This window comes from Woeseia oceani (assembly GCF_001677435.1).
In the GTDB taxonomy this organism is placed as follows: Bacteria; Pseudomonadota; Gammaproteobacteria; order Steroidobacterales; family Woeseiaceae; genus Woeseia; species Woeseia oceani.
The window spans coordinates 3,378,219-3,393,525 of the sequence record NZ_CP016268.1; the positions used below are offsets into that span (position 1 = coordinate 3,378,219).

Sequence of the window (15,307 nt, forward strand, 5' to 3'; positions counted from 1 at the left end):
CGAGCACAAGATTCACGACCTGAAAATGCACTACGCTAATGCGCCATCTGGCCGTAAGATGTGTCCGTTGCGCACCGGGTAACGCAGCCAGCGGGCCATGCTGGCGCACCCCCCTAACAAGAGGAAACAGATGATGCACTTTCGCTACTTGTCTTGCCGCTCTGTCACCGCAGCACTCATTGCCCTGCTCTTCGTCAGTACCGCTGGCGCACAGACCGGGCGGGTCCTGACTATCGACGACATCCTGGCCCTCACGCACGTCTCGGACCCGGTTATCAGCCCCGATGGTGCCTGGGTGGCTTATGTCGTCGAGCAGGTCGACGGTGAGAAAGACGAGAAAGTCACCAGCCTCCGCATGGTTTCAGCCGACGGCTCGGAAACCGTGCAACTCACCTCAACTGATCGATCGGTATCGAAGCCCGCCTGGAGTCCGGACGGGCGCTACATTTCTTATCTCGCCGGGAAAGCGGGCGATGAGGACGCGAAACCACAGGTCTGGACCCTGGACCGGCGTGGCGGTGAGCCACAGGCCTATACCAATGTCACACAGGGCGTCAGTGACTACGGCTGGGCACCGGACAGCGAGCGCATGTGGCTGTTGATCAAAGACCAAAGCGCGGCAGAACTGGAAGCTGCACGGGCCAAAGAGGCAGGTGAAGATCCCAAGCCCATGCCCTGGGTGATTGATCGCCTGCAGTTCAAACGTGACGGCGTCGATTACCTCGACCGCAGCCGTGTGCACCTGTACGTCATCAACGAACGCAACGGCACACCATTGCAGCTGACTTTCGGCGATTATGACGACAGCCAGCCGAGCTGGCGGCCGGACGGCAGGGAGATCGCGTTTGTCAGTAACCGCACAGGAGATCCGGACAGCAGCGACAACAGTGATATCTGGCTGGTAGCGGCGACCGGTGACCAGCCGCAACGCGACGCCCGACAGCTTACCCGCAACCCAGGTGCGGATTACGCGCCGGCCTGGAGCAGCGATGGCAGGCAGCTTGCCTACGTTACGGTCATCGAACCCGAATTGATCTGGTACGCCACCAATCACCTCGCGGTCATACCTGCCCGCGGCGGCAATCCGCGCGTGCTGACGGCGGACCTCGACCGCAATGTGAGCGGACCAAGGTTCACCGCAGACGACAAGGGCATCTATTTCGTTGTCGAAGACAGCGCGGAACAGCACCTGGCGCTGTATGAGCTCGACAGCAACGCGATCAGCCGGCCGATTCAGGGCCAGCTCAGCGTCGGTCGTTTCGACATCAACCGCGCCGGCGATATTGCCGTGACCGTTACCTCACCGCACATGCCTGACGAGGTGTTCCTGCTGCAAGGCAACGAACAGCGCCGCCTCACGCATTCCAACGAGAGCGTACTGAACGCCGTGCGGCTTGCCGAGGTGCAGAACGTTACCTTCCCGAGCAAAGACGGCACCGAGATTGAAGGCTTCATCTTCACCCCACCCGACTACAATGCACGTCGCCGCTACCCGACCATCCTGCGTATTCACGGCGGTCCGGTATCGCAGTACGACTTTTCCTTCAATGCCGAAGCGCAATTGTTCGCGGCCAATGGTTACGTAGTGGTGATTGCCAATCCGCGCGGCTCGAGTGGCTACGGCCAGGACTTCTCGGCCGCGCTGTGGGCCAACTGGGGCAACCCGGATTTTGCAGACGTCCTGGCGGCCGTCGACTACAGCATTGAGAAAGGCTATTCCGACCCGGACCGGCTGGGTGTTGGCGGCTGGTCGTACGGCGGCATCCTGACCAACTACGTCATCACCAAATCAAACCGCTTCAAAGGGGCGATCACCGGCGCCAGTGAAGTTCTCTATGTTGCCAACTACGGTCACGACCACTACCAGCACGAATGGGAAAAGGAACTGGGCCTGCCGTGGGAAAACCGTGAGGCCTGGGAAGCCATCTCGCCGTTTAACGATGTCGACAAGGTCACCACACCGACACTGATCATGGGCGGCAAGGAAGACTGGAACGTGCCCATTGCCAACTCCGAGCAGCTTTATCAGGCCTTGAAACGGCGCGGCATAGACACCGAGCTTGTCGTCTACCCGGATGAGTCACACGGTATTGCGCGGCCAAGCTTTATCCGCGATCGCTACCAGCGTTACCTCGACTGGTACGACAGCCGGGTACGCGGCAAGTAATCAGCGTTCGAAACGGGCGAGGGTATCCTCGCCCAGCGCGTCGACCAGCGGCTGCAGCTGACTTGCAAAATGCCGCCAGTGCGCGACACCTTTGCGATAAATAGGTTGTCGCACCTGCTCGCTGCTCGCCGTGCGCACCGGCCGCTGATTTTCAAAAAAGCGCAAACAGGCGTCCTGGTACCCGAGTTCGCAATGTTGCAACAAACGGCGGACGGCAGCCTCGGTATCAGCGACGACGTCCTCGTAAAGCATGCACAGCACTTTGCCGGCAAGCACCTTATCCCAGTGATCCATCAGCGTGAGGTAAGACTTGTAGTACGCCGCAATGTGCTCCAGCCGGTAACTCCACAGGTGACCGCCGGCAAAATGCTGCTTGAATGCGCTGAAGCCACAATCAAGCGGATGCCGGCGCGCATCGATAATGACGGCGTCCGGCAGAATCTTGTGAATAAGGCCAACCTTGTCGAAATTGGTCGGCAGCTTGTCGATGAAATACGGCTTGTCGCTGCGGTACATCGCCGTGGCATCGAGATAGGACTGCCCGTATGCCGCCAGTTCGGCGGCGGAAAAGCACAGCATCGATGATGGGTATTCAACATTGCGCTTGCCGCCGTCGATCGAAATGCGGCGCACGATATCGGGCAGAGTCGCAAGCTCCATCGTGCCTTCCACCTGCGTATGGCTTGCGAGTATCTGTTCAATCAAAGTTGAGCCGGACCGTGGCAGGCCAACGATAAAGATGGGCCTGGGCCCGCTCGGCCGCGGTGCGGCCTGCGTGGCGAGGCCCGGCGCATCGTAGGCGCGCATGATCTCGGCTATCCCCTGACGTTGCTGCTCCGCACTGAAATGAACGCTTTCGCGCATGGCATTTGCCTGCGCATAGCTGTCGAAGGCCTCGGCGTAGCGGGCCCGGTCTTCGAACGCTTTGCCCAGCGCGAATGCCGCCTGCGTTCGCTGCGCCGTCTTCGCCGACGCGTTCGCCAGCAGCGTTTGCATTGCAGCGATATCGGCACCCGAGAATTTCACGGTTTTCATGTCGGCCAGACCCCACCAGCCAGCCCCGTTGTTCCCGCTGCTTGCAATGCTGTTGCGATAAGCCGCCACGCTGTCGTCGTAACGACCGAGAATTTTGAGGATATGGCCCCGCAGCAGTTGCACGTTGCCAACCAGCTCCGGCTCCTGTGCAGCCAGCTCGAGTGCCTTGTCGTAGCTCGCCAGCGCTTCGTGGTAGTTGCCGCAGTGCCCATGAACCCGACCCAGAATCAGCCAGGAGGCAAGCTTATCAGCATCGATGGCCACGACTTCCTGTGCCGCCGCCAGTGCCAGGTCGTAACGCCCTGCTTCTTCCTGACTCACCACGTAAGCGGCCCGCAAATTCACATCGGCAGGATAAATGGCTATAGCGCTCTTTAGTATTTCGCCAGCCTCTTCGAACGCGCCAACCCGCGTCGCAAGCTGCGCCAATGTATAGGCGGCGCGCGGGTAGCCCGGCTGGGTGTTGAGCAAAGCGCGACAGCGCTGCTCTGCTTCCGCGAATTTTTGCGCACTCATCAGTTGCTGAACTTCGTGAAATGTTTCCAGCAGCGGATCGCAGTCTTCGGCGCGCGCGAACGATGCCCGTGATGCTGGCAGGTTGTCGCGCTCGAACTGCAGGCGACTCAGATAGCACCAGCCATGGTAAAAGTCGGGGTTCAGCTCGACTGCCCGCTGAAAAGCCGACAGTGCTTCGTCTTTACGATCAGTTCGAACGCAGGCAAAACCGAGATCGCCAAACGCGGCAAAGGACTCCGGATTGCGTTCACAAGCGCCACGAAAAACGTTTACTGCTTCGTCTGGCTGATCGCTACGCAACAATGCCGAACCAAGCATGCTGGTGCCGACCGGGTCATCCGGCAGCGCCTGCAGCCAGGCACGGAGCTTGCTGACTGCATCCGCGCTGCGGTCACTGCGGATCAATGCGGACATTTCCTGATAGAACGCTTGCGGGTTGGCACTCACGTCAAATCACCTGCGGCCCAATGCAAAACGGCGAGCCAGATGGCTCGCCGTTCTGTAGTGCAACGCATACGGCTAGAACGTGAAATCCAAACGCAGCGAGTAAGCGCGTTCGTCACCGTAGTAGTAATAGATATCGCCAAGCGACCAGTCACTACGTACGCGGCTCCTCTTGTAAGTGATAATTTCATCGTTCAGCACATTATTGACATAGAAACCGAGACGAACATTATCATTAACATTCAGGCTGGTAGACAAATTCAACACTTCGTAGGCCGGGGAAATATCCTCGTCCTTGGTGTTGAAATGTGATTTGTACTCGCCATAGCCTGCGTAATCGAGCCGAACCGAGCCGTCACGATTCCATACGTTCACAGTCTGATCGAGTGCGATGTAGAAATTGTACTCGGGCACCATCGTCATGCTGTCGCCATCTTCCGCGCCCAAAGTTGGCACATCGGAGGTCATGCGTGAATCCGTGTACGCCGCATTGACCTGTAACTGAAGGCTGTCGGTCAACAATGTCGTACTTTCGAATTCAACACCTTCGGATACGGCGGATGCGGCGTTTGCGGTGTAGCTGAAGCCGCAACTTGGCATGTAAACGCTGGCCTGCACGCCGGTCCAGTCAATGCGGTATACCGCGGCGGAAAACTGGAAACGGCGCTCAAACGCGAGCCCTTTGAAACCGATTTCCATATTCTCGATCTGATCCGACTGGTAGCGATCCACGTAACCGCCGATATTGGTATCACCGAGACAATCGTTCGGTGCGTTGGGACCATTGTTGCCGCCCGGCCGATAACCTTCGGAGTAGAGGGCGAAGATCGACATCGAATCGTTTGGCATCCATGACGCGGCAAACTTGTAGCGATTGCCATCCTCACCGTCATTGGTAATGGTTTCCTGCGCATCCGGACCAATCCAGATACCGGAGACCTCGGTGTGAATATCGTCTTTCAGGTCATAATTACGAATACCCGCAGTCAACTCGAGGCTATGGCCATTGTTGAACTCGAAGGTGTAACCGACCTCACCGAAGAATGCGGTTTCCTTGTTGTTGTATTTGATCTGGTTGTAGTTGTAGTTCTTGGTCGGATCGTCGTACAGGTCGAGGCCAATCTGGGTCGGATCACCTAGGCCCCAATAGTAGCCCCAGAGATACTCGGCAATAGCCCGACTGCGGTTGTCACTGGCGTGATATTGCCATTGTCCGTTCGGCGTACTCTTCCAGTCGGTCTCATCGAAGAATGCGCCAACCGTCCATTCGAACGGACCATCGCCGTTGGACATCAACCGCAGCTCGTGAGAATAGCGATCGTAGCCGTCGTCGTTGATGATCCAGGTTCGGAACATGTCATTCGCATCGTTGCGCGACCAGTTGTCCAGCGAATCATGCTCGTACTTCTGGTAGGCCGCCGCGTAGACCAGATCGGCACCGTTGAAAATGTTGTCTTTGGCCACCCGCACCGAAAAGACGTTCTTTTCATCATCGGTCCATGGGTCAAGCGTTTCCCAGACTGAAAACTTGGCGTTGTCGACAGGTCCGCCCGTGCGGCACGCCGGTCTCTCGTCCGTGGCGTTCGGGCAATCCGGGAATGACAGCGTGACGTCGTAGCCGTAGGTTGCCGCCGGGTTTTCGGTCAGCTCCGCTTCGTAGTAATAGCCCGGCGTCGAACGGTCTGCATACTCGTAGCCTGAAGTCTGCTCGCGATCGTTGATGAACGTCAGGTTGATATTCCAGTCATCGCTGGGTTGAAACATGAGTTGCGCGCGCAGGAAGTGATCTTCGTTACGGCCATCGCTGTTGGTGTAGGTATTGCGGATCTTGCCGTCTTTCTGGCCGTAGCTGCCGATGACCCGCGCGGCCACGGTGTCACTGATCGGGAAGTTGACGCCGGCATAGACACGGGTTGCTGTGCCAGAACGATTGACTTCGTCACCGATGACGGTCGCACCGAAGACTTCGAACTTCTCGAAATCCGGCTTGTTGGTGATGATGCGTACCGTACCGCCGATCGCGTTCGAGCCAAACAGGGTTCCCTGCGGGCCGCGCAATACTTCGACTCGCTGCACGTCGAACAGGTCGCTGGAGTCATAAGGGATATCGTCGGTCCAGGCGCTCGTCGTATCCGGTGTTGAGTCGTTACCGCCGGACAGACCGCGCAGAATCAATTGGCCGCGCGGACTCGCAGCGCCGGCTACCGTGCGGTAGATGTCTTCTTTTTTGAACAGGTTTCGCGCCAGTATTTCCTGTTCGTTAACCGTCGCGATATTCATCGGGACTTCAACCAGCGATTCTTCGCGTTTGCGGGACGTCACGATAATTTCGTCGATCGTCAGATCCCCGGCTTCCGAGTTCTGAGCGAACGTGATCGACGCAGGTGCGGTGGCGAGCAAAGCTATCTGGACTGCAGCACTGATCGGGTTGCGAACGCGCTGCAATGAAATCTCTTTCATGACCTTCCCCTATGCTTACAAAGTTGACGGACTATCGACCGGATCTTGCAGTCCGGTTGCAGAATATCTTATGTCGCCGCCGCGACGGCGTCTAATACTATTTGCCAGTAACCAACACAGATATGGAATATCTATATTAGCCCTTGAAAAATAACAAGTTATGGAAAACCGTAAACGTGGGTTTTTCACAACAAACGATGAGCGGATGGTGCCGGAACGAACCTCAGGGCATCTGCGGCGGTGCTGCCGCCCACCAGGCTGAAGCCGGCTGCAGGATGTAGCGCAAGGGCCGGTGACCGGGGCATTATCGGGCCCGCAACGGGCACTGACGTGGAGTTTGGGTCGGGTTAGCGGCCGGGCAGGTGCCGCCGGCGGCGATACGGTTGCGGCCGGTTCAGCCGGCTTTTTCGAGCAGATTGCTGCGGTGCAATTCGGTTACCCCGCGGCTGCGTTCCTTGGCCCGGTACATCGCCTGATCGGCGGCCCGCATCAGGCCCGTCAGGGTATTGGCATGCTGCGGATAGAGCGCCATGCCGATGCTCGCCGAGCAATGCAGGCGCGCATCACCGATGCGGTACGGTTGCTCCAGCGTCTGACTCAGGCTGGCGGCCAGGGTATCGGCCAGTTCGGCAGTCACGTCCGGGACCAGGGCGACGAACTCATCGCCGCCGGGCCGACCAATGATGTCGCAACTGCGTAGCGTCTTGCGCAGGCGATCCGCAGCGATAGTGAGCAGCAAATCACCGACTTCGTGACCACAGCGATCGTTGATTTTCTTGAAGTCATTGAGGTCAACGAACAACAACGCGCCGCTGGCGAGGTCGTCACTCAGCGACAACCGTTGCGCTGCATCCCGTTCGAAACCGCGCCGGTTGAGGACGCCGGTCAGAGGATCGGACCAGGCGATGGATTCCATCTGCAATTCTTTGGCTTTGCGATCCGTAACATCGACAAAAGTCACGGCCACGTTGTCGCCAACCGGCTCCGCTATGACCCGCAGCCATTTGCCATCGGTGCGGCATTTGACGCAGGTCTCGAAATCAACCACTTCGCCCTGCGCCGTATCACTCAGAAACTTGTCGACCGTGGTACGGGCATCGTCGGCAGACATGCCACTGCAGGCCAGCTGAATGATCTCGGATGCCGGGCGGTTCAGCATCGTGACCGGGTTCACCTGGAGAAAACGCCCGGCAGCCCCGTTGGCGAAGACGCAATGCAATCGCCGGCAGCCCGATTCCGTTGACCAACGCAGTCGCACGACTCCGTTCACCGAGTGATCGATGAGAGTGCGCAGCAACTTTTCACTGCTGCGCACGTCCTGCTGAGCTTTCTCGACGTCGCTAACGTCGCGAAACATCAGCACCTGGCCCGTGCGGCCGCCTTTGCGCCGGTCGTGCAGTGGCGATGTCTGCAGGTGCAAAAAGCGCCCGGTGGAGGTCAGCATTTTCTGCGGCAGACCGGTCTGCAAGGCGTCATAAACTTCCGGCATTTCCGTACCGAACAGCGAGCGCAATGACACACGGAGCGCATCTGTCTCGCTGACCTTCAACAGCCGCTCGGCGCCGCGATTCAAGCCGATAACGCGTTGGCGCTCGTCGACCACTACGACCGGGTCGTGCATGTTCTGGAAGACGGTCTCGTACGCCAGCGGCACGAACTCAACAACCTGAGCCTGAAAGACCAACCAGGCGAATGCAGGCAACAGGATCGCCAGAGCCGCTGGCAGTGTTACGGAGGCGGCAACGCCGACACCGAAATCATGGCTGATCAGCGCCGCGAAAACGATGAATACAACGCTGGCCAGCAACAAAACCGTGCTGCGACTGCCCGGAATTACGGCCTTGCTGTGCAACACGAGAGACAACAAGGAGGTCGACAACAACAGGTAGCTGTACGGAGCATGCACGTAGAGGAACCATGGACCCCAGCCCTGCAGCGTCGCATTCAGCCCGCCCTGCCAGAGCCAGCCGTGCCATGGGTTCGACAGTGCAACGACGATCGACAGCAGCGGAATGATCGCGAGCAGCGCAAGTGGCGCCGGTGACAGGGCCCTGCCGATGTAATGCCGAAAAATGACCAGCGCGACAAATGGCAGCGCAGCCGCCGCGATGAAATGCGCGATGCGGCCCGCGAGCAGCATGGTTTCGTTCAGCGCCAGAAACTGCGCGGTGCCCGCCACGATCAAGACTGACAGCAAACAGAAGGAAACACTGACCCGCCGATGACCGACATCGCCCAATTGCCAGAGACGCGCACCCAGCAGCAAATAGCCGCTTGCACTCGTCAGAAACAGGGCTGTCAGAATAACGTCGGGATTCATGCCGCAATAGCCGCGGAAACAGGTTATTCAGAGGCTACGCAAGAAGTACCGAGCGTTCGCGGACCTGGCGCACAAATTGGTCAACCAATGCCGCCCAAGCTTATTTTAGCGAACGAACAATTATTGACCCATTGCGGACTTTTTGCCCTTTGCCCTAATGAAATCAGTGGCTTGATATGGAAAAGTTCGCTGACAACGCCCTCCCCGCCGCCGTATACTGGCGCGAAAGTCGACACCCGGTAAGGAGCCGACCATGTCCGATACAGTGAAAATCCAACGCCCAGGCGACGCGAAGAAAAAAGTCACCGTGGACGATCGCGGGCGTTCCGTCTGGACCGACACGATAGAAACCTGCAATTTCGAACTGATCTCGACGCAAGTGTTAAAGAAGCTGATCGCGGATGACGAGAAACAGCGTGACGCGGTATCCGAACTGGCAGCGACCAACCCGAACGGCTACCTGGCGAAAGACAACGCGACGGGTATGTTTCGCATCATCGACGACGATGATCTGCAAAGCTTGCTCGACAGCAACGCCGGCTCCGAGCCGCTGGCGCGGGCGGCCGATGTGGTTCTTGAGGCCGATCCTTCGTTGACCCAGGATGACGAAGATTTGTCGCTGGTCAGCACCCAGGCACTGCGTAAGTTACTGGACATCCCGGACACGACGCCCAAGAAGGCCAGTCCCGAACCGGTCAAGGACGAGCTCGGCGGCTTCGATCCTTACAATACCGGCTAGACGGCAGCACCCGCACTGACCGACGCACAAACCTGCCGCAGGCGGCGGCTGACATCATCACGCGGCAGTTCACGCAGGCGGCGCAGAAAGGGAGCCGCGCTACTTTCAGCGACCGTCGCCGCGTCCAGGTAATTGTCACCTTCCCTGGCTTCGCCGGTACGCCACTCCAACAGAGTGACGGTCGTTGCGAGACGCGTGCACACGAGGTCATAGAGCAAACCGGCTTCTGTCGCACTGAGCGGACTCACCGCGTGATACCCCGCAACCAGTTCGGCAATCAGTTCCAATGGGTCGCCGGTGGTATTGCGCCAGTAGGCCGCAGCGACGGCGACATCGACAATCAATGGTGAGTACTGCAGGTCACCGAAGTCGATGACTCCGGCCACTTCGTCTGCTTGCCGGGCATTGACCAAAATATTGCCGGGGTTGAGATCGTTGTGGATCACCTGGCTGCGTAATGCTGGAAATGCCGGCAACGCGTAATGCTCAAAATCGTCCAGGCACGCCATGAGCAGGTCACGCATGGACCGGTCGCGGACCGTCGTCAACAGCTCACGAAGTGCGAGCGCGTGTTTCATATCCCACAGCAATGCCTGTGGCGGACCGCGGTGTTCAAAGTTTTGCAACGCCTGGCCGAGGTGCGCGAGCGTACGCCCAACGGCCCGGGCCAGCGGTGCCGACAGCGGCCCGTTTTCCAGCGGCTTGCCCTGCAGGTAGGAAACGACGCGCACCGTGTGCCGCGCGCCATCGCGCTCGACAACGACACTGTCAGCGCCGTCTTCAGTCCGGCGCAGCACCGGTGCGGTAATGTCCCGGCCGTAGGTGGCGATGTGCAGCAACGCCTTGATCTGAAAATCCGTGACCCGCGGGTCTTCGTCGGCATTGGCGATCTTCAGCACCCAGCGACCACCGTCACCCGCATCGAGCAAATAATTCTGGTCACGCTCACCCACCAGCGGCGCGGCAGCGGCGCTCAAGCCATAATGACTCTGCGCCAATGCACGGGCTTCAGCCGCGCTGAATCGGGGAGGATCGCAGGCAATTACCTGCAATGGCGTACTGCTCGACACGGTTTCAGGGGCCTCCAGGCACGGCTCGCGTGAACGGGCCAGCGAGTATGGTGCGCCGTACCCGGCGCTTCAAGGGCCGCGCGCCTGCCACGGATCGCGCGTAGCCGCTGGCAGCGGTTACGTATACAATTGCCGAACTGCGTTTACCTGGTCCACCCGGTGGGGTGGTATTGGGGGAAGCAACGGCGCCACGAGGCGCCACCAGCCCAGGTGACAGCAGGTCCGAAATCCACCGAAAAATCAAACAAGGACGGTAAGACATGCCTCTCGACATTACATTTACCCTGAGCGACCAGGATCTCGAGCATTTTCAGGCGATCGTGGACAAGGCCAAAGCGGCCATGGAAAGCGACAACAATGCGCAACAGATCGAAGATGCCGCCAGAAAACTGATCGACGAGGCCCGCTCCTCTGATCTTCCCGAATTCATTTCCGACCGCCTCACCAAACTGCAGGTCGTCATCAACATGCTCGGCGACACTGAATGGCAACTGAGCGCAGACGATCGCAAGCGCGTGCTGGGCGCACTGGTCTATTTCTGCAATCCGGAAGACATCATTCCTGATTCAATACCCGGACTCGGCTTTCTGGACGATGCCATTTACGTCGAGATCGTACTGAAGGAATTGAAGAACGAAATCAGCTCCTACGAAGAATTCTGCAGCTTCCGTATTGCCGAAGAGAATCGCCGCCGCGCCAAGAACGAAGATCCACACGTCAATCGCGAAGAGTGGCTGGCCGACAAGCGCGCTGCGTTGCACGCGCGGATGCGCAAACGCCGTCGTAACAGCGCGATGAGCATACGCTGGTAAGTCAGCGGCCATCAGCCAAAAAAAACGCCGCGCATTGCGCGGCGTTTTTTTTTGGGGCAGAGGGTTTGCAGGACTCAATTCATCGTTGCCACTTGTCCCGCAGCACAGGCTGGTAGCTGGCGAAGTTCTCCAGCAATGAATCCGCTTGTTCTTCCACCATCAACATGGTTTGGTGCTCGTCGCGGACGAAGCCTTCCCGGACCGAGCTAGCAATAAACGCGAGTAGTGGCTCGTAATAGCCGGCAATGTTCAGCAGTCCGCACGGCTTGCTGTGAAATCCGAGCTGTGCCCAGGTGACGGTTTCTATAATTTCTTCCAGCGTTCCGAAGCCGCCCGGCAATGCGATGAAGCCATCGGCAAGTTCGGCCATCAACGCCTTGCGTTCGTGCATTGACGCCACCACGTGCAACTCGCTCAGGGTCGGGTGCGCGATTTCTTTATCGCGCAACGCCTGTGGGATCACTCCGATGACGCGCCCTCCCCGTTCGAGAACCGCATCGGCCAGCACCCCCATGATGCCCTTCGATGCACCGCCGTAGACCAGCGCGAGATCGCGCTCTGTCAGCGCAACCGCGAGTGATTTGGCGGCAAGGGTATAGTCGTCGCGAATGCCGGGCGATGATCCACAGTAAACGCAAATCGCTTTCATCGTCAGCGTATCAGGCTACCGGCGCACCAGCGCCGAACACAATTTCGTGCAGTTCAGGCTTGATGGCTTTCATTTCGTCGGGCGTCAACGCATCCAACTCATGGGGAAACACGAGCCATTCGCTGGTCTCGTAAAGGTAATAGTCCGGCACGAGATCAGTTTCATTGCGGCTCGGCTTGTACCACGGCACAGCCATGCGCACATCCTCCGGGTTATTGGCCCTGGCCCGCAGCCGGATCTCGTTGATAACTGCTTTGAACGTGTTGCCGGTATCGAAGACATCGTCAACGATCAGAACCCGGTCGTCGTGGCAAATCTTGTCGATGATGTAATCCAGACCGTGCACGGCGACAGTGCTGCGCTCGTCAACACCGCTGTAGGACGATGTTCGAATGGCGATGTGATCGGAATGCACGCCGCAATAGGACATGATTTCCTGAACGGCCATTCCAACCGGCGTTCCGCCACGCCAGACGGCAATGATCAGGGTCGGCTCAAAACCGCTCTCCAGAATCTTGACACCAAGCCGGAACGAATCCTGCAGTAGCTGCTCGGCAGTGAGTACGGTCTTTTCCATCGATTTGCCTTGGCGCGAGATCGGCGCAGGGTTGTCGTTATGATGCTGAGCCGCAATACTACAGCACCTGCCAGCCGAGCTGAAAACCCATGCATAAAACTTTCGTTGCCGCCGACGACCTGCTGCTTGACTCATTCCGCCTTGCCCGCAAGATCGCAGAAGCCGGATTTCGACCTGATTTTCTTGTCGGACTGTGGCGGGGCGGCAGCGCGGTAGGTATCGCGGTGCAGGAAGGTCTCGAGCATTTCGGCATTGCGACGGATCACATTGCGATCCGCACATCCTATGCTGGCCAGGCCAGTTACACGCAAATGGTCAATAAGGCGGATTCAATACGCGTCCACGGCCTGCAGTATTTGCTCGAACACACGGGCGCTGAACATTCAATGCTGATCGTGGATGACGTCTATGGCACCGGCAAGAGTGTCCAGGCCGTCATCAATGAACTGACCCGAAAAACCCGCCGCAATCTGCCGCAGGACATCCGTACAGCCGCAGTCTGGTACCGGCCCGGTGAGCGCACCGTGCGGCCGCCGGATTACTACCTGCACGAAACCCAGGACTGGCTGGTTCTGCCGTACGAATTGTCCGGGCTCACTGTCGACGAGTTAAAGGCGCACAAGCCGGAACTGCAACCCGTGATTGAGCGCCTTCGCGAACTGGCACCGGGCGGTGGCAACGGCTGACGCCGGCCGCAGGCTAACTGATTTTCGCGTACACCGGCTCGCCGTACACGTAGGTTGCGGCGATTGCACGATCATCGGCCAACGTTAACAAGGCGAACAGACGCTCTTCAATGTTCGTCGCATGCTCGCGGCGCCGGGCCGTCAACTCCGTAGCGCCGTCATCCAGCACCACGAAATCCGCCTCGCGGCCTGCGACAAAGTTGCCGATACGATCATTGAGGTACAAGGCGCGCGATGCCCCGAGTGTTGCGAGGTACAAAGCGTGGTATGGCGACAAGGACTGGCCCTGCAGTTGCAATACCTTGTAACCCTCCGCCAGCGTACGCAGCATGTTGAGACTGGTGCCGCCACCGACATCGCTGCCCGCCCCTACCCGGATGTTGTGTCGCTGCGCGGCCGCGAGATCAAACAGGCCACTGCCGAGAAACAGATTGGACGTCGGGCAAAAGGCCATCGAGCCACCGTGCTTCGCCATCACGGCCCGGTCTTCTTCGTGCAGATGCAGACAGTGCGCGAATACAGCCCGTTCCCGCAACAAGCCATGCGCGTGGTAAACGTCGAGGTAACTGCGATTGCCGGCAAAGCGCTTTTCGACCGCCGCCACTTCCGCCGCATTCTCGGCGAGGTGGGTATGCACGTGGGTATCCGGAAATTCCGCCGCAAGCCGGCCCGCGGCCGCCAGTTGCTCTGCTGTTGAAGTAACCGCGAAGCGTGGCGTGATCGCGTAGCCGAGGCGGCCCTGTCCGTGCCAGCGCTCGATCAGTTCACGGCTGGCCTCGATCCCGCCTTGCGTATCGTCGCGCAAGTCTTCAGGACAGCCATAGTCCATCAGGGTCTTGCCGGACAACAGGCGCATGTTGCGCTTCTCGGCTGCTGCAAATACCGCGTTGACCGACTGCGGGTGCAGTGTGGCAAAGACCAAAGCGGTCGTGGTGCCGTTTTTCAACAGCTGCCGGATGAAATAGTCGGCCGTGTCTTCAGCGTAGGCTTCGTCCACAAAGCGCCGCTCGGCCGGGTAGGCATAACGCTCCAGCCATTCCAGCAACTGCTCGCCGTAGGAAGCAATCATGTCGATCTGCGGAAAGTGCACGTGGCAGTCGATGAAACCCGGCACTATCAGCTTGCCACGGTAGTCATTAATCGGCGCATCGGCCGGCATCTTGTGCAGAACAGCGGCTGCCGGCCCCACTTCCTGCACCTTGCCGTCGGCCACCAGCAGGATGCCGTCGTCGAAGTATTCCACGGCATCCCGGCCAACCGAACCGGGGTCTTGCAAACAATGCAATATTGACGCGCGGTAGGCCGCGAGTTTGCGCCTGCGACTCATGGTGCCTGCAGAACCACGGCGTCGCTCAGAACCAGCTGTTCGCAATTGTGCGTGCTGCCGGCGCGGTCGATGAGCAGAAAGTCCTGGTTCTCTGCCAGCGCGATCAATGGCATGTGCCAGATACTGCGGTGATAGTTGATGCCCTGCGAGCCATTGGTCACAAAGGCCTGCAAATCCGCCGCATTAACTGACTCACCCGCTTTGGCGACAACGACGATGAAACGAAAGCCGCTGAGCGGGATAAATGCCTGGCTGCCCAAGGGATGACGCTCGATCATGTCGAAACGATAGGGCAATGCCGTGGCCGTCCGCGAGCGGACGATACTGACAGCCACATGGCCGTCGCCACTTTCGTCAATATCGAGTCGGGCCAGGTCATCGAAACGTTCAAAGCGCGCTTCGTTCATTGACGAGCGTTCGCTGGCCGTGGCGCCGATCACATCGCCGTACGGCGCAAAGCGCTCGGCCGTTAACGGTAACGGTTCCAGTATTCGATCAGCCATGC

The 15,307-nt window shown here is 58.8% G+C and carries 12 protein-coding genes; 4 read left to right on the forward strand and 8 right to left on the reverse strand.

Annotated elements, in window-relative coordinates; translation table 11 throughout:
- The first annotated feature begins 130 nt into the window (after positions 1-130).
- Complete coding sequence (locus BA177_RS15295; protein ID WP_197493141.1) at positions 131-2,167, forward strand: S9 family peptidase; 2,037 nt, start codon at positions 131-133, stop codon at positions 2,165-2,167.
- Here BA177_RS15295 and BA177_RS15300 read toward each other — a convergent pair whose 3' ends face one another.
- The 3 genes from BA177_RS15300 to BA177_RS15310 form a co-directional block, all read right to left on the reverse strand.
- A complete protein-coding gene (locus BA177_RS15300; protein ID WP_068617617.1) occupies positions 2,168-4,165 on the reverse strand; it encodes a tetratricopeptide repeat-containing sulfotransferase family protein in 1,998 nt (665 codons plus the stop codon). It lies immediately after the preceding gene.
- Between the two features lie 72 nt (positions 4,166-4,237).
- The gene (locus BA177_RS15305) at positions 4,238-6,622 is read right to left on the reverse strand and encodes a TonB-dependent receptor (RefSeq protein WP_082990159.1); all 2,385 of its coding nucleotides are present in this window, start codon (positions 6,620-6,622) and stop codon (positions 4,238-4,240) included.
- Between the two features lie 394 nt (positions 6,623-7,016).
- On the reverse strand, positions 7,017-8,942 hold the full coding sequence (locus tag BA177_RS15310; protein WP_068617619.1) for a diguanylate cyclase domain-containing protein: 1,926 nt from the start codon (positions 8,940-8,942) through the stop codon (positions 7,017-7,019).
- A 253-nt stretch (positions 8,943-9,195) separates the two neighbouring features.
- Between BA177_RS15310 and BA177_RS15315 the strand changes: the two genes are divergently transcribed.
- Positions 9,196-9,681 carry a hypothetical protein gene (locus BA177_RS15315; protein WP_068617621.1) on the forward strand — a complete coding sequence of 162 codons (486 nt, stop codon included), beginning with the start codon at positions 9,196-9,198 and terminating at the stop codon, positions 9,679-9,681.
- Here BA177_RS15315 and BA177_RS15320 read toward each other — a convergent pair.
- On the reverse strand, positions 9,678-10,751 hold the full coding sequence (locus tag BA177_RS15320) for a phosphotransferase (RefSeq protein WP_068617623.1): 1,074 nt from the start codon (positions 10,749-10,751) through the stop codon (positions 9,678-9,680). The two genes, BA177_RS15315 and BA177_RS15320, sit on opposite strands and share 4 nt — an antisense overlap.
- Positions 10,752-11,011: 260 nt before the next feature.
- On the opposite strand from BA177_RS15320, the gene BA177_RS15325 reads away from it, so the two are divergent.
- Positions 11,012-11,563, forward strand: a complete 552-nt coding sequence (locus tag BA177_RS15325; protein ID WP_068617624.1) for a YkvA family protein — start codon at positions 11,012-11,014, stop codon at positions 11,561-11,563.
- A gap of 79 nt (positions 11,564-11,642) precedes the next feature.
- On the opposite strand, the gene BA177_RS15330 is transcribed toward BA177_RS15325, so the two are convergent.
- Both BA177_RS15330 and BA177_RS15335 read right to left on the reverse strand, forming a co-directional pair.
- A complete protein-coding gene (locus BA177_RS15330; RefSeq protein WP_068617626.1) occupies positions 11,643-12,212 on the reverse strand; it encodes an LOG family protein in 570 nt (189 codons plus the stop codon).
- Between the two features lie 10 nt (positions 12,213-12,222).
- Entirely contained in the window at positions 12,223-12,789 is a 567-nt protein-coding gene (locus BA177_RS15335; RefSeq protein WP_068617628.1) for a phosphoribosyltransferase, read from the reverse strand.
- 89 nt (positions 12,790-12,878) lie between these two features.
- Between BA177_RS15335 and BA177_RS15340 the strand changes: the two genes are divergently transcribed.
- Complete coding sequence (locus BA177_RS15340) at positions 12,879-13,475, forward strand: phosphoribosyltransferase (protein WP_068617630.1); 597 nt, start codon at positions 12,879-12,881, stop codon at positions 13,473-13,475.
- 13 nt (positions 13,476-13,488) lie between these two features.
- Here BA177_RS15340 and guaD read toward each other — a convergent pair whose 3' ends face one another.
- Together guaD and BA177_RS15350 are read right to left on the reverse strand one after the other, a co-directional pair.
- Positions 13,489-14,802 carry a guanine deaminase gene (gene guaD, locus BA177_RS15345; RefSeq protein WP_068617632.1) on the reverse strand — a complete coding sequence of 438 codons (1,314 nt, stop codon included), beginning with the start codon at positions 14,800-14,802 and terminating at the stop codon, positions 13,489-13,491.
- Complete coding sequence (locus BA177_RS15350; RefSeq protein WP_068617635.1) at positions 14,799-15,305, reverse strand: ureidoglycolate lyase; 507 nt, start codon at positions 15,303-15,305, stop codon at positions 14,799-14,801. Before BA177_RS15350 ends, guaD begins: the two co-directional genes overlap by 4 nt.
- Positions 15,306-15,307: the final 2 nt, after the last annotated feature.

What these genes read in the sequence shown, in the direction of transcription:
- BA177_RS15315 (WP_068617621.1), top strand. Translation starts at nt 9,196, where the DNA reads ATGTCCGATACAGTGAAAATCCAACGCCCAGGCGACGCGAAGAAAAAA.
- BA177_RS15295 (WP_197493141.1), top strand. Translation starts at nt 131, where the DNA reads ATGATGCACTTTCGCTACTTGTCTTGCCGCTCTGTCACCGCAGCACTC.
- BA177_RS15310 (WP_068617619.1), bottom strand. Translation starts at nt 8,942, where the DNA reads ATGAATCCCGACGTTATTCTGACAGCCCTGTTTCTGACGAGTGCAAGC.
- BA177_RS15350 (WP_068617635.1), bottom strand. Translation starts at nt 15,305, where the DNA reads ATGGCTGATCGAATACTGGAACCGTTACCGTTAACGGCCGAGCGCTTT.
- BA177_RS15305 (WP_082990159.1), bottom strand. Translation starts at nt 6,622, where the DNA reads ATGAAAGAGATTTCATTGCAGCGCGTTCGCAACCCGATCAGTGCTGCA.
- BA177_RS15325 (WP_068617624.1), top strand. Translation starts at nt 11,012, where the DNA reads ATGCCTCTCGACATTACATTTACCCTGAGCGACCAGGATCTCGAGCAT.
- BA177_RS15335 (WP_068617628.1), bottom strand. Translation starts at nt 12,789, where the DNA reads ATGGAAAAGACCGTACTCACTGCCGAGCAGCTACTGCAGGATTCGTTC.
- guaD (WP_068617632.1), bottom strand. Translation starts at nt 14,802, where the DNA reads ATGAGTCGCAGGCGCAAACTCGCGGCCTACCGCGCGTCAATATTGCAT.
- BA177_RS15340 (WP_068617630.1), top strand. Translation starts at nt 12,879, where the DNA reads ATGCATAAAACTTTCGTTGCCGCCGACGACCTGCTGCTTGACTCATTC.
- BA177_RS15330 (WP_068617626.1), bottom strand. Translation starts at nt 12,212, where the DNA reads ATGAAAGCGATTTGCGTTTACTGTGGATCATCGCCCGGCATTCGCGAC.